Raw genomic sequence first — 20,561 nt, forward strand, 5'->3', positions numbered from 1 at the left:
GGTTGGTTCCAACATTGTGGTTATTGTATTGCACCCAACTGAGAACCGCTATATTTATTATTTATCACTTTTTATTAACTTATTATTAATTCAAAGTTATCCAAAACTTAAAAAAAACCCTATTTAATAAAAAGCGTACGTAAAAGTACTCAACTGTAACAATCGAAACAGTATAATATTATGGTGCTCGACCCAAGAATGATTTTGAGAGGTGTAAAAGTCGTGACTTACACACTCCTAGATCGGGAAATGCCTTTGATGACTCATGACCGTTATATACTGGAACAAGAAATTCTTCCTTATTTTGCGGAGCGCGAAGAATACACCAAAGTGCTATTTGTAGGATGTGGTTCTTATACAAAGCACTATGAAAAATGGTTTCACCCAAAAGAATACTGGACAATTGATATCAACCCAATGAAAAAAATCTATGGAGCTAAAAAACATATTATTGGCTCCATGAGTGATTTAAATCTTTACTTTCAAGAAAAAGAGTTAGATTTAATTATCTGTAATGGGGTTTTTGGGTGGGGATTGAATGATAGAAAAGATGTGGAAGAAGCATTTTCGGGATGCTATAAGTCTTTACGCGAAGGTGGTGTCCTTGTCGTTGGATGGGATGATGTTCCGGAGAAAAAACCTTTTCCTCTAGAAACTTGTGAAAGCTTAATGCAATTTCAATCCTACTTTTTTCCTCCTCTATCAACTTCGCAATACAGACATTTAACAGACGAGTCACAAAAACACGTGTACAATTTTTATATCAAATAAGAAGAAGTTGCTGAGCGAATCAGTACACTGACTTGTGTACAGTAAACAGTGACAAGCCGGGAAAACATCCTTTCCTTACTTTTATTTTTAAACCGACATTCCGCTCTTTAAGTGTCACACGAAAAGAGTTAAGCTTGGAAGTCAGTAGCACAAGAATTTCAAGCCAAATTAGTACTCTTAAACTATTCTACTTAGATTTTCAATAAAACCAAACTCTTGAGAATCTACGAAAAGCTGATGATTCCTATTAATGGTGGTAAATATTCAATGTGCTAGTAGTTGAAAGGGCGGAATGTAGGTTTAAATATGGAGAGGATTAACTGATAACTGTGAACTAATAACTTTGTACTACTTCGTCTCCATCCAATTCTCGCCGACACGAACATCCACAACCAACGGAACACTTAATGAGACTGCACTTTCCATTATGGACTTAATGCGCGGTTGTAATTCTCCCCATTCCTCTGGTGGAACTTCAAAGACTAATTCGTCGTGTACCTGTAACAAAAGACGCGTTTGGTAACTTTGCAAAACTTCATGCAGCTTTACCATTGCAATTTTAATAATATCAGCGCTGGAACCTTGAATGGGTGCATTAGCAGCAGCACGCAGTAACCCAGCATCGTAAGCGCCTAAATTACCAAGTTTTTTCAAGTCGATATCTTCTGGTTTGTTGCCTTTGTACTTGCGTATACTGTTGCTGGTAAACTCGAAATAACGACGACGTCCTAAAATTGTTTCGACATAACCTTGAGCGATCGCTTGCTTTTTGACTTTCTCTAAATATTCAAACACTTGAGGATAGCGACTGTTAAATCGCTTGATAAACTCATTCGCATTGGCTTTATCTACACCAGCTGAACGCGAAAACCTCAGAGAACCCATTCCATAAATCACACCAAAGTTGATCGTTTTTGCTAACCGTCGCTCGTCTGACGTGACATTTTCTTTTTCAAAAACGAGCCGTGCTGTTACAGTATGAATATCCTGATTTTGTTGATAAGCTTCAACTAAGACAGGTTCTTGACTCAAGTGAGCCAAAATCCGTAACTCAATTTGTGAGTAATCTGCAGCAACCATTAACCAACCGGCTTTTGGGACAAATGCTTTGCGAATCTGACGGCTAAAAGCTGTGCGAATGGGGATATTCTGTAAATTCGGATCCGAAGAAGACAACCTACCAGTGGATGTTACCGTTTGGTTGAAATTGGTATGTACTCTGTGAGTATCCAGACGAACTAGTTTTGGCAGAGAATCGACATAAGTCGATTTCAATTTTGATAAGGTACGATACTCTATAATCGCATCAATAATGCCAGTTGTATCAACCTCTTGTAGTTTTTCCAGTGTCGCAGCATCTGTAGAATAACCCGTTTGAATTTTACGGGAATGCTTGGTGCTTAACTCTAATTTTTCAAACAATATCTGACTCAATTGTTTCGGGGAACCCAAGTTGAATTTTTCGCCAGCAATGTCATAAACTTTTTGTTCAAACTTGGCTAAGTCTATTTCTAACTGCTGCGAAAGTTCTTGGAGATACTCTGTATTGATGGAGATTCCCTGATACTCCATCTGGGCTAAAACTGGTTCTAGTGGCTGTTCAACTTCCACGAGTAGTTTGTACAAAGCTGGAAATTTTTCAAGTTCTTCTCTCAGCTTTGCGACGAGTTGGAATGTGACATGAACATCCATACCGCAGTAATCTGCGACGCTGAGAATATCTACATCAGCGATAGTTTTCCCTTTTGGAACCAAATCATCATAACTTTTTGACGTTAAACCCAAGTGACGCATAGCCAAGTCACTCAGATTATGGTTGTTATCGGGATTCAAGATATAACTTGCAAGCATCGAGTCAAAGACGACTCCCGCTAGCTTCATTCCCTGACATCGTAAAACTAAGCGGTCAAATTTGGCATTTTGGAAAGCCTTGGGATAATTAGCACTTTCTAAAATTGGGCGTAGTGCTTCTAAGGCAAAGTCTTTGTTTAAATTCTCCCCGATTTTGTGACCAATCGGTATGTAAGCAATTTCGTCTGGTTCTCTTCCCCAGCAACAGCCAATTCCCACTAACTCAGCATCGCGTGGTTCTAAATCAGTCGTTTCAGTATCCCAAGCAACGGGATGTTTAGTGTCGGTAAATTTTTGTAGGAGGCTGACTAATTCGGTGAGTAGTTCTTTTGTGTGAATGATGCGTGGTTTAATTGTGGAAACAAAGGGTTGCTGTTGATTTGCTGTATCCGCTGCACTGAAAAACCACAAATCATCATTCTCGTTCTCAGTACTTGGCTGAAGTTGAGGGCTGAGTGATTCTTCCTCATCCTCCTCGTGTGTTTCTATTTCTGGTATTTCTTCAACTTTGCCACCAAAACGTTGTTGAAGTTCGTGAATTTTGCCTAAAAAATATTTGAACTCTAGCTTTTCTAGGATAGGTGTCAGAACGTTGATATCAAATCCCTTGAGGATACAGTTTTCTAAATCAACTTCTAAGGGAACATCAAGAACAATCTTCGCCAAGTAACGAGACTTTTCAGCATCCTCTTTCCCGACTTCCAGTTTTTTCTGAGTTGCGCCTTTGATTTGACTCAATGCAGCATAAATTTTTTCCAGGGAACCGTACATGTTCAACAACTGCACAGCTGTTTTTTCGCCAATTCCCCTGACACCAGGAATATTATCTGATTTATCTCCGCAAAGAGCTTTAAAATCAACAACTTGTGATGGTGTAACACCCAGTTTTTCTTTAACTTGTTCTGGACCAAATTCGGTTAAACTTGCTCTCGAACCTTTTAAAGCATCTGGACTAAGATAGAGAACACTAATTTCTTTTTCGGTGTCGATGAGTTGAAATAAGTCGCGATCGCCACTGACAATCTTAACTTGATATCCAGCCGCCGTTGCTTGCTGTGCTAAAGTTCCCAACACATCATCTGCCTCATAACCAGCAGCAGTGACAATTTTCAGATTCAATCCATCCAGCAATTCGTGTAGATTTTTCAGATCTGGAACAAAGTCTTCTGGTGTTCCTGGGCGATCTGCTTTATATGTGTCATCTGCTTCATGGCGAAATGTTGGTAAACCCAAATCAAAGGCGATCGCCATTGCTTGTGGTTGTTGAGTCGCCATCACCTCCAACAAAGATTTGAGGAAGCCAAAACACACACTTGTAGGAATTCCCGTCTTTGTGCGTAATCCGCCATCTCTTCCTTTTGCAAAAGCGAAGTATGAACGAAATGCCAAAGAGTGCCCATCTACTAAGATAAATGTGGGAGGAGTCGTCGTTAAGGAATCAGAAGCCAATTGGTTTTTTGGTGCTGTTTGGGACTTGACACTCTCCTGCCTAAAGGCGAGGAGATTCTTAAGACATCGCTGCCTTAATATCCTGTTCGCACAGGTTCCCAGGCTCAACACGTTTGCTCTTTAACGAGCGTATTGATATCTCCTCAAGGTTGTTTCGGGCGTAAACTTTCCCCCAGTCCGGGGGTAGGTTTTTAAATCTTGTACTGATGTAAATATCTTAGCATTTTTGACGAAAGCCGCATGCTTTTATGCGGCTTTCATCCCGACGCACTTGGGCAAAGAAAAAGAGCCAGCCTTTGTAATGTTTATCTGTGTTTCAAGACGAGTACTCGTTCTCTGACGGCTGGCTCTTTTTCACTGCGGAGGAACCCCGCGACGCCAGCAAGTACGAAATTCGGCACTACGCGCCTGTCCCTCAAGGGTTTTGGGCCAGCTTTCCTTATAAACCTATTTTAGCCACCAACTTTTAGCCACCAACTTCCACTACGAATCCGACCTTGGGAAAGAATTAACAGTTATCAAGGAAGCGCAGTATCAGTTATCAGTTACCAGTTATCAATTTGAAGAAGAATTCAGCAATTCTGAATTCAGTATTCACCAAGGAAGAAATAAAGAATTGAGTTTTTCGACTCCTGACGACTGACGTCACGACTCGGTGACTCCTGACTCGGTGACTCCTGACTCCTTCACTGTGTACTGTGTACTGTGTACTGATTTAATTGTTTTTGGCGACGGCGACGCAGTGACAGCAAACCAACACTTGCGACACCCACAAGTGCGATCGCACTTGCAGGTTCTGGAACTGTCGCTATGTTACCCTTACCAAAATCAATCAAGAAAACCACGTCATTGAAATCACGATCAGCTGCTACATTACCATTTCCACCTTCTGTTGAACCCGCAGCTCCATATAAATCTTCAAAACCCAACAACAAATAACCATCGACTTCATAAGCCACGACATGCTCTAGTTTATCTGGATTTTGAGTTGCATCTGCACCATAAACATTGCCGTTAGGATTATTGAATCCATCTGCTTTCAGGAAGAAATTGAGTTGTGTTCCACCTGATATCGTACCCAAATCGACATAATCACCGATATCCAAGACGCCATTATTTTCTCCCAATTGACACGCTGAGTTTGCGCCATTCGATGTATTACAGGAGATGTTATTAAAAATTAATCCTTTCTGGTAATCAGAACCTTTAATTGCTTCATAAGCCAGTTGATCCTGATAGATAGCACCTTCGTTTAGGAACCAAACACGAATGTTGTTATCATATTTTAGACTCAGCTTTGTGGGGTCTAGTTTATTTAATTTGTCTTCGGGAATTGTAATTCCTTCGTTTTGCACATATTGCTGGAACTGGGGAATCAAAGATTGAACTTGTGAATTATCTGTTGATTTGTCTTTCACTTCGTATGTTGTCAAATTGTCCCAGGTAAACGTCGCTGCGCTTGCACCAGAAGGCGCAGAGAATACACTTGTGACAGCAGCTGCCGCAACAGCAAAGATTCCTGTTAAACTTTTCTTCATCATAAAAGCCCCTCACTTTTTCATTTTTTCACTGTTAAGATGCTCTACTTCATAGGATTCTTTATCTCATCCCTAAGTGCGTGATTTTGCTGCTTATTCTTATATATATCGCGGTATTTACTTAGGTATGTATATCCAAGAGTAGAATTTTTTAATTTTTCAATTTTCAAAAAATGATAATTTGGCTTTCCGAAAAAAGATTATTCTTGATAGTCAGTTAGAAAGTTACAGCAGAATATAGAAGTCAGAACGGCTATCTGGCTTTTTGGTTTCAGCACTGTACTCGCTCGACAGACTGTATAATATGCTGTTATCATTTAATGAAATGACAAGTTATATTCTTTCGTAAACTACGTATTTTTTGTGAACACTCGCGTTGATGTCATTACAAGTCGCTGCAAACATCCGAGATAGACTCTCAAAATCAAGAACATTATTCTTTGAAGTGTTTAGCTTGCAGCAAATTGCCAAAACTTGTAGTTAATTTTTAAAAACTTCACTATCAACGCTATACGACACACATCACCTCCACTAATTAAGCTACAACAAATATGCTCATTATTCTGCGCATAAAGTGTAAATTACTCAACTGTCACACTACTGACTATTGGCGATAACTTCAATGACGTGGAAATATTGGAGTGTGCAGGTATTGGCGTCGCGATGGGAAATGCACCAGCAACAGTACAACTACGAACTGTAACGTGCAATGTTGTACTTGTTGGTAGGTTTTCTTAGTGCTACAGCTTTTTTCCTTCTTGCATAACTTTCTCAACAACTTTGGCGAGTTGTTCTGGCATCACAGGTTTAGAAAGATGTCTTTGAAAGCCAGCGTTCATTGCTAATTGACGGTCTTTCTCAGTTGCATAGGCGGTGAGGGCGATCGCCTGAATCTGTCCTCCTTCTTGTTCTGACAATGTTCTGATTTGACGCATCAGGCTATAGCCGTCTTGTTCTGGCATACCTATATCACTGATTAGCACATCTGGTTTAAATGTTGTCAGAACTTCTAGTGCGTTTGAAGCAGAGGTGACAGCAGTGGCGATCGCCCCAAATTCTTCTAAAGCAAATACTAAAAATTCTCGTGAATCTGCGTCATCATCTACCACTAAGATACGCACACCTTCAAGTGGAGATGAGATCTCTGAACCAGATGAGCCAGATGAAACAAGTGATAGACTTTCTCCTTTATTTTGCAAAAGAGGCAATTTTACTGCAAATGTTGTGCCTTTTCCTTCTCCAGAACTCTCTACGCCGACAGTTCCACCATGCAATTCTACCAGGTGACGAACAATTGCTAACCCTAATCCCAAACCCCCGTGTTTGCGAGTGGTAGAACCATCTGCTTGACGAAAAGAGTCAAATACATAAGGAATAAAATCAGGATTAATACCAATACCTGTGTCTTTCACCGTAATTCTTGCATAAGATGCTGCCGAAAGATTTTCTCCCCCTACTCCTCCTCCTCCTCCTGTGCTTCTTTCCTCCTCCACTTTTTCAAGCTCTACTTCTACCTGTCCTCCCTGTGGGGTAAACTTGATAGCATTAGAAAGAAGATTCCAGACAATTTGCTGTAATCGACTGGGGTCACCTAAAACGTAGAATTTTTGCTCTTTGATGTGAGATGAAGAACTAAAAGTTTCCACTGAGGAACTTTGCGCCTCCTTACCGTTCTTCTGTTGTAGACGTGCAGTGGCTTCCCGTAAGCATGATGACTGCTGTGGAATCGGAGGATATTCCGAATTGGTTTGCTGTAGCGTGCCTGGAGGGCATATTTTGAATTTTATCGGCGTAGCGTCATGCGCTTCAAGCCACGGCTTTGCCTCGTGGCTGAGACTCACAACGCTATGCGATTTGGAATTTTGAATTGATTCGTCCTCTGTTTTCAATCCAGAGTCTACTATCATAAATTCTAAATCAATTGATTTGGCTTGAGCTGCTAGACGCATTGTGTCTACTGCTGCTTCTATTGCTGGTATCAAATTTGTTGGGTAGGGACGCAGAGTCAATTTACCACGAATAATACGGGAGACATCCAGCAAATCTTCAATCAGTTGTGTTTGTAACTTGGCGTTGCGCTCAATTGTTTCTAAGGCACGATTTAGGGTTGTTGTTTCTAAATTCCTGGTACGTAATATTTTTGACCAACCGAGAATTGCGTTGAGTGGCGATCGCAACTCATGGGAAAGCACTGCTAAAAACTCATCCTTAATTTGGTTAGCTCGTTCTAATTCTTCCTTTTGTTGTCGTAACTGAGCTTCGCTTTTTCGTAATGCCTGTTCTGCCAGTTTATACTCTGTTACATCACGAGAAATACTCAATAATGATTGTACAGATCCGTCTGGAGCATATTCTGGTACAATCCGTGCTTGGTAGTAAATCCGTCCCTTGTATGAGGGGACATCAAACTCCATCCAGCACCCAATTCCTGTGGCAAACACTTGGCGTAATTTTGCTTCCCAAGTTGTCGAAAATTCCTCTGGATACCCTATTTCGGCAACTGTTTTGCCAATCCACTTTTCGAGTGTGATTTGGGTTGCTAGTTCTGTTGCGGGATTGACGTAGGAGTACCGGAGTTCTCTATCTATGCGGGTAATTGCGTCTGGTGAGTTTTCCGCTAAAGCTCTAAATTCCTGTTCACGGCGGTACAGTTGGGCTTCAGCTATTTTACAGGCGCGTCGATACTGGGCTTCGCGTAGCGCCCGACGTACCGAAGGTACGAGACGCTGTAATCTTTGCTTGAGAACATAGTCTGTGGCACCACTTTTGAGGGTTTCAATTGCGACTTCCTCTCCCATTGTCGCAGTCACAAAAATAAAAGGAATATCTGGGCAGTGATGCTGTGCCATCCCTAGAGCCGTGATACCATCAAATCCAGGCAAAGCGTAATCTGAAAGAATCAGGTCAAAGCCATCTTGCTCCAGCGCTGTCTGGAATTCTGCTTGCGTTTTTACGTGCAAGAGTTCGCAAGCAATACCGTTTTCGGTCAACAAGGCATGAATGAGTTCAGCATCCAGCAAACTATCTTCCAGCAAAAGAAACTTTAGACCTGACATGGCTATATTCCTGCGACTCCTTGACTACTGCGTGCCGGAGGTATGGAACCGGGAGGGGGTTCATTAATTATCGCCCAAAATAATCCTAAACCTCTGATGACTTCAACAAATTCAAGAAAATCAATTGGTTTGACGACATACCCATTTGTACCAAGTTCGTAACAGCGAGCTAAATCCTGTTCTTCTCGGGAAGAGGTTAACACCACAACTGGTACCACTCGTAGTTCTGGATCAGCTTTGAGTTGTGTCAGGACTTCTATGCCATCAATTTTTGGTAGCTTCAGATCCAGTAGCACCACAACGGGATGTCCTTCGCGACGCAAACGGTATAAGCCTCGACGGTGAAGGTAATCCAATGCTTCTTCGCCGTCACGAACGACGACGACTTCATTGCCTAAATGGTTTTCTGCCAGTGAAGTCAGGATTAACTCAACATCGTTAATGCTATCTTCAACTAGGAGAATGCGCTTTAGTTCCATCGTATACTCTCTACTCTCCACTTTCCACTCCAGACCTCCTTGGTAGCGAAAAATAAAACGTCGCTCCATTGTCTATTTGACTTTCTGCCCAAACACGTCCACCATGACGGTGAATAATGCGTTGGACATTTGCCAATCCCACACCTGTACCTTCAAATTGTGGATCACTGTGCAGGCGTTGAAAAACACCAAACAACTTGTGAACATATTTCATATCAAAACCAATGCCGTTATCTCGCACGAAGAATACCACTTCTTGATCACCGGTGGTACTACCTACAGTAATATCTGCTTGGGGGCGAGTTTTACTATATTTGACGGCATTTTCCAATAAATTACGCACAACCAGCCGTAACATGGAAGGATCGCCATGTACCTGAGGCAAAGATTCTATTTGCCAGGAAACTTGACGGTTTTTGGTTTCTGGTTCTAAATCACGTTGCACCTCCCGCAGCAGTAGATTCATGTCAACGGTAGTATGACGCATTTCAGAACGTCCCACACGGGAGAAAGTTAACAAATCATCAATTAATTTACCTGCTTGTTTTGTCGCTTCCGTGATAGTGTTAAGGTAACGTCTACTTGTATCGTCCAAAGCTGTTGACACAAGACGTTTTTGCAGCAAGTCAACAAATCCGGTGATGTGGCGCAATGGTGCCCGTAAGTCATGGGAAACAGAGTAAGAAAAAGATTCGAGTTCTCTGTTGGCTGCTTCTAATTGAGATGTCCGCTGTTTGACTCGTTCTTCCAGCGTTTCATTGAGTTGTTGAATTTGTTTCTCAGCTCGCTTGCGGTCTTCAATATCTATACAAGAGCCGATGTAACCCAGAAATTCTCCTTCTGAAGTACACCGAGGTACACCAATATCTAAAACCCAACGATATTCTCCATCAAACCGTCGCAGGCGATACTCGATTTGAAAATCTTGACGGGCATCAAAAGAATTCGTGTATATTTCCAAAGAACGCTGAAAATCGTCGGGATGAATACCTTGTGTCCAACCATTGCCGAGTTCCTGCTTGATCGTTCGTCCGGTAAAATCTAACCAAGGTTTATTGAAATATTGGCAGAGTTTATCTTTACCGGACATCCAAACCATCATCGGAGCAGTATCTGTAACATGACGAAAGCGCTGTTCGCTTTCAATGAGGGCGGCTTCTGCTCGTTTGCGATCGCTAACGTCAATAGTAATACCATCAAAGCGCGTTGGTGTGCCAGCCGGATCACAGAAAGTGTGTCCAATTGCTCGGATCCAGCGTATGCATCCATCTGGAGCAACTGTGCGGTAGTCTATATCATAACCAGTCGCCTGCTCAACAGAGCGCTGAACTGCCTGGCGTGTGCGTTCCCGGTCATCATCATGCAACAGTTGATAAAATAAATCAATCGTGACTTCAGCATCAGGTGGTAGACCAAAATGCGCTTTGCACTGCTCATTCCAAATCAGCTTGTCCAGCGGTAAATTGCAGTACCACAAACCGACTTCTACTCCCTGAATAACCAAATCCAGACGTTCTCTACTAATTCGCAAAGCTTCTGCACTTTCGAGCAGCGTCTGCTCTATCTGTTTACGCTCTGTGATATCATGAGCAACAGCATACACCACATCTAACTCAACATCCGGAACAGAATTCCAAACCAGCCATTTGTAAGAACCATCTTTACAGCGGTAGCGGTTCTCGAAATTGAGTGTCACGGCTCCGGTTGCAAGTTTGTCCAATTCAGACTCGGTTTTTGCTCTGTCTTGTGGATGTATAAAATCAAAAAATGGTGTGGCGAGTAGTTCTGCTTGAGTGTAGCCGAGAATTCTTTCAAAGGCTGGGTTGATACGCTTGAAGTAGCCATCGAATCCAGCAATGCAAAGCATGTCGAGCGATAGGATAAAAAAGCGATCGCGTTCTGCTTCTGCTCGTTTGCGATCGCTAATATCCAAAATGAAGGCGATCGCCTCTTCGTGTTGCTCATCAAGGAAGGCGAAGCCAATAATCACCGGAACACGAGAACCGTCTTTTCTGATATATTCTTTTTCGTAAGGAGTGCAAAATCCCTTTTCCTTCGCCTCGGCGATCGCCGCTTCATCTAACGGTAAATACTCGCTTGGAGTTATCTCACTCCACCGCACTCGACCTTGCAAGAAATCTTTACGAGTATAACCAACAATATGCAGGTAAGCATCATTGACTTCAGTTAATCCCCCATAGACATCGCCAAACTGAATGCCAATGATATCTGAGTTGACAAATAACCGCAGCCGTGATTCACTCTGACGCAATGCTTCTTCTGTCCGTTTTTGGTCATCGATATCAGTGCAGGTACCAAACCACTTGAGAATTTTGCCGTCCTGATCACATAATGGTAAAGCTTGTGCTATGTGCCAACGATAAACCCCATCAACTCGTCTGAGGCGGTATTGTACTTCATAGCGATTTCCAGTCTTAAGTCCAGTTGTCCATTTCTCCAAAGTTTGTGGTAAGTCTTCAGGATGAACCACCTGCTGCCAATCCCACCCTATCGTTTCTTGGGATGGCAGCCCTGTGTAGTCAAGCCAGCGCTGATTGTAGTATTCTATAAAGCCATCGGCGTTACTCATCCAAACCATTTGGGGAACATTTTCGGCAAGCAGTCGATAGCGTTCTTCACTTTCGAGCAATGCTGCTTCTACTTTTTCGCGATCGCTATCCACGCGGTTAATGAACCCCGCGTTTCGCCAAATGAGTGCTAAAAGCATAACATCTAGTGACACCACGAGCAGCGATATACTGAAAGCGGGGTCATATTGTTTTGCCCTTTGCTCCACAATCATGAACCAGCCCAGAATTAAGGGGAGGATGATGGCACTTGGTATGAGCCTCCGGGCGACCATACCACCATTCAGTTTACTATTTATCGTTTGCATAAACCCGCGATCAGGATGGGCGTATAACACTCCCAAACACAGCACTCCAAACGCTAGTGCCGCGTGTAACGCCATTGAGGTAGTATAAACGCCAAACCTGTAAAAATTTTTCACCCCATAGACATAGCCAACAAACGCTTGCAAACAAATGAAAGCCACAATCAAACTCAAACCCTGAGCCAACCAATCACTGCGGTGACTTTTCTGTCCCAATAGCCATAAAGCCAAACCCGATAGTAGAAAGTTAACGGCTGAATTTACCCCCATTCGACCAGGATAAAATGTTTCTACAGCTTTTGGTGAGTCACGAAACACCAGTTCGTCAATTCCTAAATTCCATCCAAAGAGGTATTGACATAACGTGACGAAACCAATGATTGTAACTGTGAACGCGCATCCTTGAGCAATCAGGAGTGAAGATGAGGAACCGATTCCGCTCATCTGGTTCATCTGACAAGTCTTGTTTGACAAAAGCCAAAGTGACACTCCAGATAGCAAAAAAGCGACTGCTGCATTGACTTTCATTGTCACAAGTCCTGGTAGCACGCTCTTAAATAAGGCAATGTCAAATATCCAGCCAATGAATACAATGCAACTGAGGCAAATCACAAAGACACTTGCAGCTTGTGAAATATTTCTAGTCATGGTGAAGCTAGGCATGAGCCTTCACTCCAACTAATGGGCTTTGTTTTCTAATTTTTACAATACTTCCAATACGATAATGACATAACAAAATTTCCAACATTGCTTTGCCAGATAAAAAATGCTGGGAGTATTTCTAAAATCTATCATTAGACCGATAGTAACGTTTGTGGAATGACCTTGAGATAGATTTGTCATCTAGTCATGAAACCCGGCTTCTTTGAGAAACCGGGTTATTGAGTTGAGTGTCTGATATCAAACAAATCAATGACTTGCGCTGGCAAAGTTTCCAGATGCATCAACAGTGGACTGAACAAAATTGATATCAAGGTCAAATTTAGTCGCGATCGCATTCATGATATTTTGTGCAGCTGGAGTCATTTCACCTTTGATTCGAGCAATTTTATAACACTGAGCCAATAATGGTATAGCAAAATCACGACTGAGTTGATTGACAAGTGCATCCATTGGTGATGGTGATTTAATATTTTCAGAGATTGCTTCTAAGGAAGTAGAATGGAAGTTCAAAGTTTTTAATTCTGGCAAAATTTCTTCCCACGTTTTTTCTGGATAGCTAGCAAGGATAAAATGAACCAAAATTTGATCCATCACAGCTTCTTGAGCGATCGCTTTTTCTAGATAATTTTCGCTTTGTTGTTTTAAAGTTTTTAGTGTTTCTTCAGAAGTGAGCGATTTTGATTCATCTAGCTTCGCTTCATAAAACCGACAAGCCGCATATCCCAATGAATAAATCATTGTAGCATTAGCGCTTGTACCAATGACTGCACCAGCAAAAGGTATATTTCGCAGTAAACCTAAACCTGCTGCTTTCAAGAGACGACCACCACCCAACGCCAAACCAAAAATTGCTAACACTTCTCCTTTACGGGCAGGATCTTTTAAATCCAATCCGTAGACAGCGGCAATTTGATAAATCATTTCTGATTGTAACTCTGTTGTGGCTGCTAAATCAATCGCCAACAAAGCCGCCGCGACTCCTGGTAAAACACTAGTTGCTAATCCAATTCCCCCCGCTTTTGTTGCTTTCTCAACCATGATGCGGTGAGCAATTTGGCTAGGTGATTCGTTCGGATATTTTTGCTTGAGCTTTTTGACTGCTGCTTCTGCTTTGTCTAGATTAACACTATCAGCAGCACCAACAAGCCAATTTAGATTTAAAAATCCAGCTAGCTTTCGGATAAGCCAGTTTTCGCCAATACGTTCTGCAACTTGTCCTGCTGTGTGAGTTGCTTGTGAAATCAGCTTGTGAGTTTGTTTTGCTGTCGCTTCTCCCACATCAACGGCTGTTTCTGCAACTGCTTTGCCAGCTTCAATAGCAGTGTTACCAGCAGCTGTTCCTACCCCCGCAGCGGTTCCCAAGACACAGCCTACTGTTTGTGCTACGGCTTCAAACAAAGATGGCTTTTCTTCTTTTGCATCGGACGCTGGTATATTATTTGATTTTTTATCATCTATATCTTTATCTTTTTTAGCTTTGTCTGCCATTACTTAGCACCTTATTTAAAAATCTTTCTATTTTGGTTGTAGCTAAGGTGCGAGGGGCTTGACTTCTGCCTGTAAGGGTAAGTTGTGAGAGCAAAATCAACTATTCTGTTGTTTGAACAAGTGTATTAGTCCATTAAGAATTGGAGCATATTGCTCAGAGGTAAGTGTTCCCAAATATGACACAACTCGATTTATATCTAATCCCCGCGTTTGATCTAGTAAGACAATGGAAGACTGAGGCAAACTACCAGCACCAGCTTCCAAGCGTGGATATAAATTGTTATTCTTAAGTGCCCAAGAACCACTCTGGGTAGTTAAAGGTGCAATCATTAGGATTGGATAGCGGACTTCTCTCAGTATAATCAAAGTTTTACAGCCTGCGCAGGCAGGCTTTGTGTGTGTAGCACCAGACTTCTAGTCTGTTCGCGCAGCGTGCGCTGTCTTCGCAGGGCGATTTCTCATAGGAATACGCCCACTCGCCCTTTACTTTTACCCCAGCGCCTCAGCAACTTCAGCACTACTTTCTAAAAAATCATTCGCCTTCATAATTTCATAGAGGTTAGTGTCTGTTTCTAACAAGCAAGCGTGCCCACATTGTGGTAGTATTACGATCTTAGAATTGGGTAAGATACTAACCAAACGTTTTGCTTCAGCCAAAGAAGGCAAAAGGCGATCGCTACCACCAGCAATCACCAAAACTGGTTGAGTCAGGCGACGTAATTGTTCCTCGTCAACACAAAACTCTCTCAGTAACGAGATTCGCCACATGACAGTTTCTGGCGGTACGGAACGCATGGTTTTTAGGAGTTCTTGTCTATCACTCCTAGAAATACGTGCTAAAGCTGCCAAAAAAGGTAATAAACCTAGTGCGCCGATGTTATAAAGATTGGATGGAACTAAGGAAGTCAGTTGAGATGTCCAAGCTAACAAAGGGCGAAGATGAAAAGCGCTTGCTGAATTGATGAGAATAATACGCTCAAACAGTTGTGGTGCTATAACCGCCACTTTCTGCGCCAAACAACCACCAAAAGACTCTCCACACAGGTAAACAGGACGCTGGGAGTTTTTTTCTAATTCTTTTTGGATCAAGTCTAAGACATTATTGGCTAGCTCATCCCAACTGCTCAGATCTTCCCTTGGTATCGCTAAACAACGGACATCAAAGCCAACTTCTAATCCTGCTGTTTGCGATCGCAACAATTGACCAGTTCCATCCATCCCTGGTAAATACACAAATAGCGGAAACTCTGGCTGGAGTCGTTTAGGAGTCAGGAAACACGCTTTTAGTTCAACTTTTGGAATACTCATTAGTCATTAGTCATCAACTAACTCAAAATTTTATGAGAAATCTTCTTAATAGCAACCTTTTTGCAGCAAGTTTGCAATTTCGGAGTGACAATGCTCGCTCAATTCTGTTACCACAGTTCTTGCTTTTTTTCCCTGGTATTTCTCTTTTTGTACGGATTTCATCCAATACGGGCGACCAATGAGCACGGCGACACGATGATATATAACTAGTGGATGCCAACCTGATTGATTAAATAAAGGTTCTGAAGGGTCAAACAAACTTAATAGCCTCAAAGGTACAGCAGATGTGTTAACTTCTTCAAGGGACGCTATCGCGATTGGCAAAATTGCTAAATCTTGCACTTGTGCTCGCAATGCCAAATGAGCAAAACCTCGTTGAAATTCACCCACCCGGTTTGGTTGAGTAAATTCTACCATCGGTTTTGTTCCTTCAGGAAAAACTCCCACTATTTGCTTTGATTGCAATAGGAGTTGTGACTGTTGAAAAAAGCTTTGCTGGCGCTGCTGATTCGCCTCCTCTAGAGGAAAGCAGCCAAATTGTCCTGTAACAATCTCCCGCATGATTGGCACTTGTCCCATGTAGTGATGACAAGCAAAACGAATCGAACTTGATAGAGCTGCCATTAAAATGGGTGCATCCATAAAGCTGCGGTGATTGCTCACCACTAACACACTGGCATCTTGGGGAATGCGATCCTCATAGTAGCGAAACATTTTTGTTGATAGCGCCGCCAGTAACCAGCGAGAAATCTCAAGGGGGCTATTTACACTCATCTTTTATAGATCTAGAAAATTTTGCAGCCTCATCTTGATTAAGACTTTACATTTCTTAACCGATAAGGACGACTGCCTTAAGGTAGAAATACCAATACAACAAAATCACTAAAATCTTTTGCAGGAATTGGGCATGTATTTTATGTTCTGCTTTCTTTTGTTCTTTTGTTCTTCTTAAAAGTTTTCTGTGCAATCTTAGCAAGGATTTTCTGTTTTTTGATCGAAATTAACTGAACATATACCTATTATTAAACAAACTTGAACCTCAGAAATTTGCTAGTATTAAGATATGACTTGAAAAAAAGAGAGTTATGCTATATAATGACGTGGTTTTACAAAAAAGTAAGATAGAAAACGTTTTTAACAACTAGTTTTTTCCTAAATGAATCAAGTGAAGAAAACAGACAAGACATTTGCACTGACAACACCGCTGTATTATGTCAACGATTTACCCCATATTGGCAGTGCTTATACAACAATGGCAGCAGATGTGGTGGCCAGGTTTCAGAGACTTTTGGGACGCAGAGTCCTTCTGATTACAGGTACAGACGAACACGGGCAAAAAATAGAGCGTCAGGCCCAGAGTAAAGGGCGATCGCCGCAAAGCTTTTGTGATGAAATGTCGGCAGGTTTTGCCTCCCTATGGGAATTATTAAACATTCAATACGATAGATTTATTCGTACGACAGCTCCTCATCATGAACCTCTAGTCAAAGACTTTTTTCAGAGATTGTGGGAAGCTGGAGACATCTACCAGGGACAACAAAAAGGTTGGTATTGCGTTTCTTGTGAAGAGTTTAAAGAAGAAAGAGAACTGTTAGAGGGACACCGATGTCCTCTTCACCCAAACAAAGAAGTTGAGTGGCGAGACGAGCAAAACTATTTCTTCCGCTTATCCAAATATCAAGAGAAATTGCAAGCACTTTACGAGTCTCGACCGCATTTTATTCAACCAGAGAGTCGTCGAAATGAAGTCCTCAGCTTTGTAAATCAAGGGTTGCAGGACTTCTCCATTTCACGGGTTAATTTAGATTGGGGCTTTCGTGTACCAGTTGATCCCAACCAAACTCTTTATGTTTGGTTCGATGCGCTTCTAGGTTATGTCACCGCTTTGCTAGAACCCGACGAAGAACCAACCTTAGAAAATGCCATAGCAAAATGGTGGCCGATAAACCTGCATCTGATTGGTAAAGATATCCTGCGCTTCCACACAGTGTCTTGGCCAGCAATGCTCATGTCAGCTGGCTTGTCATTACCAGAGCAAGTCTTTGTACATGGCTTTTTGACCAAAGATGGTCATAAAATGGGCAAAACCTTGGGAAATACCCTTGATCCCGTAGCTCTAGTTGAGCGCTATGGTAGTGATGCGGTTCGTTATTACTTCCTTAAGGAAATCGAATTTGGCAGGGATGGCGATTTTAATGAAAGTAGATTCATCAATGTGCTGAATGCAGATTTGGCAAATGATTTGGGTAATTTGCTAAACCGCACTTTAAACATGGTGAAAAAATACTGTGCAGGAAATGTGCCGCCAGTTACAAATCAAGATATACCTTTTGAGCATCCTTTGAAATCGATTGGTTTACGTCTTGGGGAGCAGGTAACAAATGCTTATGAAGCGTTAGCTTTCAATCAAGCTTGTGAAGCTATCCTTTCACTGGTACAAGCCAGCAATAAGTTTATTGATGAACAAGCTCCTTGGTCATTGTATAAACAAGGACAGCAGCAAGCTCTAGAACAAGTTCTGTATGCAGTTCTTGAATCAGTGAGACTAGCTGCTTATCTGCTCTCTCCGGTCATCCCTGATATCAGTAGCGATATATATCAGCAACTAGGTTTCGGAATCAATTTTCATGAACAAATAGAAACCGCCACAGCCGCCCCTTTTGCCATTCATGGGACATGGGGAGTGCTGACAAATCAACAAAAGTTGGGTACACCCCAACCAATCTTTAAACGAATAGAACCCCCTAAAAACGATTAATTGTTTCAAATTTCAATTACTGATTTTGCCTGAATTTATCAGGACTAAATATATGAGTCCTGAAAGATTATCATAAGCAGTTCTCAGCTTGACTGTTCAAGTCAAAAAGCATCAATTATTACATTTGATAAAAAATGAGGTATGACAACAATGTTAAATAATCTGGAAAATGATTCAATATTTACGCCAGAACAAGTTTTAGAAAATCGGGGTCGTGTTGCAATATTTATTGATGGTTCAAATTTATTTTATGCAGCACTACAACTAGGAATTGAAATTGACTACACCAAGCTACTGTGTCGATTAACAGGAGGTTCTAGATTACTACGAGCCTTCTTTTACACTGGAGTAGACCGCACAAACGAAAAACAGCAGGGTTTTTTGTTGTGGATGCGACGCAACGGGTACCGAGTCATTGCTAAGGATTTGGTACAGTTGCCAGACGGGTCAAAAAAAGCCAACTTGGATGTAGAAATTGCAGTAGATATGATGGCTTTAGTGGATTCCTATGATACAGCAGTGTTAGTGAGTGGCGATGGGGATCTGGCATATGCAGTCAATTCAGTCAGCTATCGTGGTGTGCGGGTTGAAGTGGTTAGTTTACGCTCCATGACAAGTGATAGTTTGATCAATGTGAGCGATCGCTATATTGATTTAGAAGCAGTCAAAGAAGATATTCAAAAAACGCCTCGTCAAAGCTATCCTTATCGACCAATAGCTACTATGGGATTTTTGGAAGACTCTCGCGAAACTGACAGCCAGCAGATAGAAATTCCGGAGTGATCAAGCACCAAGCAAGAGGATAACAAAGATGAGAAGGATAAGACAATTCAAAATCGCGCAGGATCTATCGCGTTTGCGTAGCGCCCCCTTAGGGGCTAGCGTAGACGCCCGCCAGAAGGTGAACCGCAGGGTAGAATCTCATTCAAAATTCAAAATTCTCATCTTTGTTATCTCCCTGATTCCCATAGGAGTTGTTGGTTGTGGTGTTCGTCAAACGAATGTCACAACCAAACCACCTTTGACGAGTCCATCGCCTGGAGACAAGGATAGTAACTTGACTTTCTTTGATGTCACTTTAGAGCAAGCAGATGAAGTTGGTAGACCGATTTGGACAGTCAGAGCAAAACAAGCAAAGTACACCAAAGAAAAACAAATTGGTGCGGCTGAAAGTCCATATGGTGAACTCTACCAAGATGGCAAAGTTGTTTATCAAGTACAAGCTCAAGTCGCAGATATTGAGCAAGATGGTAAACAGTTGTTTCTCAAAGGAAAGATTGTCGCGGTAGACCCTCGCAATGGTATCGTGTTGCACGGTAATGAGTTGGAATGGCGACCAAAAGAAGATTTACTCATTGTCCGTAAGCAAGTCAACGGAACCCACAAACAACTACAAGCGGTGGCGCAGGAGGCGCGAGTCAAAACCCGCGAACAGCGTATGGAATTTTCTGGGGGAGTCGTGGCAAATTCCTTGGAACCACAATTACAAATGCGAACAGAGCATTTGATTTGGCAAATCAAAGAGGAAACATTGATAGGCGATCGCCCTGTCCAAATTGACCACTATAAAAACAACCAAATTACCGACCGAGGTCGAGGAGATTCCGCACAAGTTAACTTGAAAACAAAGATTGCTACTGTTAAGAAAAATGCGCAAATAGAATTACTAGATCCACCAGTGCAAGTCGCTAGTAACTCTATGACTTGGAACTTAAACTCAGAAACAATAACAACCAATTCTCCTGTGCGGGTCTTCCATCGCACTGAAAAACTAATAGTAACTGGGAATCAAGGCGAAATGAAAATACCGCAAAAAACTGTTTATTTAACAGGAAATGTCTACGGTGTTGGAGAGCGTCGCCAGTCTCTCAAATCTCAGACATTGACATGGTATCTTGACAAAAAGTTAGTTGAGGCTCAAGGCGATGTTGTTTATCGTCAAGTTGATCCTCCGTTAGCTTTTACAGGGCAAAAAGCCTCTGGTGATTTACAAGCAGAAACTCTTGTAGTCAACAGTGAAGGCTCTGGTAAGAAAGTCGTAACAGAGATTATCCCAGAAGATGGAAAAGTGAAAAAGCAATAGTACAGCTGTTGTCGCACTCAAAGAACGTGCTTTGTAAGTCCCAAAGGGACACATACAGTCAATATCAATGAACAATGAACAGTGACCAGTACACAGTACACAGTGAAGGAGTCACTCGCTAGCCCCTAAGAGGGGCGCTACGCAAACGCTCAAATTCGCTCATTCGCTCATTCAAAATTAAGAACCACCAAAATAAATTTAGGGGCTTGAAACAAGGACGCCGT

Annotated in this window: 13 protein-coding genes and 1 pseudogene; 5 read left to right on the forward strand and 9 right to left on the reverse strand. The window is 42.0% G+C overall.

Translation table 11 applies throughout. The features are described 5' to 3' along the window. Positions 1-258: 258 nt before the first annotated feature. On the forward strand, positions 259-771 hold the full coding sequence (locus DP117_RS25880) for a class I SAM-dependent methyltransferase (protein ID WP_248277835.1): 513 nt from the start codon (positions 259-261) through the stop codon (positions 769-771). 348 nt (positions 772-1,119) lie between these two features. Here the strand turns inward: DP117_RS25880 and polA are convergent, their stop codons facing one another. Both polA and DP117_RS25890 read right to left on the reverse strand, forming a co-directional pair. Beyond that, positions 1,120-4,071 (reverse strand): DNA polymerase I, encoded by a 2,952-nt coding sequence (gene polA / locus DP117_RS25885; RefSeq protein ID WP_169221092.1) that lies wholly within the window; start codon positions 4,069-4,071, stop codon positions 1,120-1,122. A gap of 686 nt (positions 4,072-4,757) precedes the next feature. Beyond that, positions 4,758-5,612 carry a DUF4114 domain-containing protein gene (locus DP117_RS25890; RefSeq protein WP_169221093.1) on the reverse strand — a complete coding sequence of 285 codons (855 nt, stop codon included), beginning with the start codon at positions 5,610-5,612 and terminating at the stop codon, positions 4,758-4,760. A 588-nt stretch (positions 5,613-6,200) separates the two neighbouring features. Between DP117_RS25890 and DP117_RS25895 the strand changes: the two are divergent. Further along, positions 6,201-6,299, forward strand: a pseudogene (locus DP117_RS25895) (HAD hydrolase family protein); the annotation flags it as partial. Between the two features lie 50 nt (positions 6,300-6,349). Here DP117_RS25895 and DP117_RS36525 read toward each other — a convergent pair. The 7 genes from DP117_RS36525 to DP117_RS25930 form a co-directional block, all read right to left on the reverse strand. Then, on the reverse strand, positions 6,350-8,665 hold the full coding sequence (locus DP117_RS36525) for a response regulator (RefSeq protein ID WP_169221094.1): 2,316 nt from the start codon (positions 8,663-8,665) through the stop codon (positions 6,350-6,352). A 2-nt stretch (positions 8,666-8,667) separates the two neighbouring features. Continuing rightward, the gene (locus DP117_RS25905; protein WP_169221095.1) at positions 8,668-9,144 is read right to left on the reverse strand and encodes a response regulator; all 477 of its coding nucleotides are present in this window, start codon (positions 9,142-9,144) and stop codon (positions 8,668-8,670) included. Positions 9,145-9,154: 10 nt separating this feature from the next. Beyond that, on the reverse strand, positions 9,155-12,700 hold the full coding sequence (locus DP117_RS36530; RefSeq protein ID WP_169221096.1) for a PAS domain S-box protein: 3,546 nt from the start codon (positions 12,698-12,700) through the stop codon (positions 9,155-9,157). A gap of 246 nt (positions 12,701-12,946) precedes the next feature. Continuing rightward, positions 12,947-14,188, reverse strand: a complete 1,242-nt coding sequence (locus tag DP117_RS25915) for a hypothetical protein (RefSeq protein ID WP_169221097.1) — start codon at positions 14,186-14,188, stop codon at positions 12,947-12,949. Between the two features lie 96 nt (positions 14,189-14,284). Next, positions 14,285-14,554 carry a type II toxin-antitoxin system PemK/MazF family toxin gene (locus DP117_RS25920; protein WP_248277836.1) on the reverse strand — a complete coding sequence of 90 codons (270 nt, stop codon included), beginning with the start codon at positions 14,552-14,554 and terminating at the stop codon, positions 14,285-14,287. Positions 14,555-14,677: 123 nt separating this feature from the next. Then, a complete protein-coding gene (locus tag DP117_RS25925) occupies positions 14,678-15,496 on the reverse strand; it encodes an alpha/beta hydrolase (RefSeq protein ID WP_169221098.1) in 819 nt (272 codons plus the stop codon). A gap of 45 nt (positions 15,497-15,541) precedes the next feature. Beyond that, positions 15,542-16,270, reverse strand: coding sequence for a lysophospholipid acyltransferase family protein (locus tag DP117_RS25930; RefSeq protein WP_169221099.1), 729 nt, complete (start codon positions 16,268-16,270; stop codon positions 15,542-15,544). Positions 16,271-16,652: 382 nt separating this feature from the next. On the opposite strand from DP117_RS25930, the gene metG reads away from it, so the two are divergent. From metG to lptC, 3 genes are all read left to right on the forward strand, one after another. After that, positions 16,653-18,254, forward strand: coding sequence for a methionine--tRNA ligase (gene metG, locus DP117_RS25935; protein ID WP_169221100.1), 1,602 nt, complete (start codon positions 16,653-16,655; stop codon positions 18,252-18,254). Between the two features lie 150 nt (positions 18,255-18,404). Next, the gene (locus tag DP117_RS25940; protein ID WP_169221103.1) at positions 18,405-19,037 is read left to right on the forward strand and encodes an NYN domain-containing protein; all 633 of its coding nucleotides are present in this window, start codon (positions 18,405-18,407) and stop codon (positions 19,035-19,037) included. 28 nt (positions 19,038-19,065) lie between these two features. Beyond that, the gene (gene lptC / locus DP117_RS25945; RefSeq protein ID WP_169221101.1) at positions 19,066-20,337 is read left to right on the forward strand and encodes an LPS export ABC transporter periplasmic protein LptC; all 1,272 of its coding nucleotides are present in this window, start codon (positions 19,066-19,068) and stop codon (positions 20,335-20,337) included. Positions 20,338-20,561 lie beyond the last annotated feature (224 nt).

It is taken from the genome of Brasilonema sp. UFV-L1, from assembly GCF_012912105.1.
Lineage (GTDB): Bacteria > Cyanobacteriota > Cyanobacteriia > Cyanobacteriales > Nostocaceae > Brasilonema.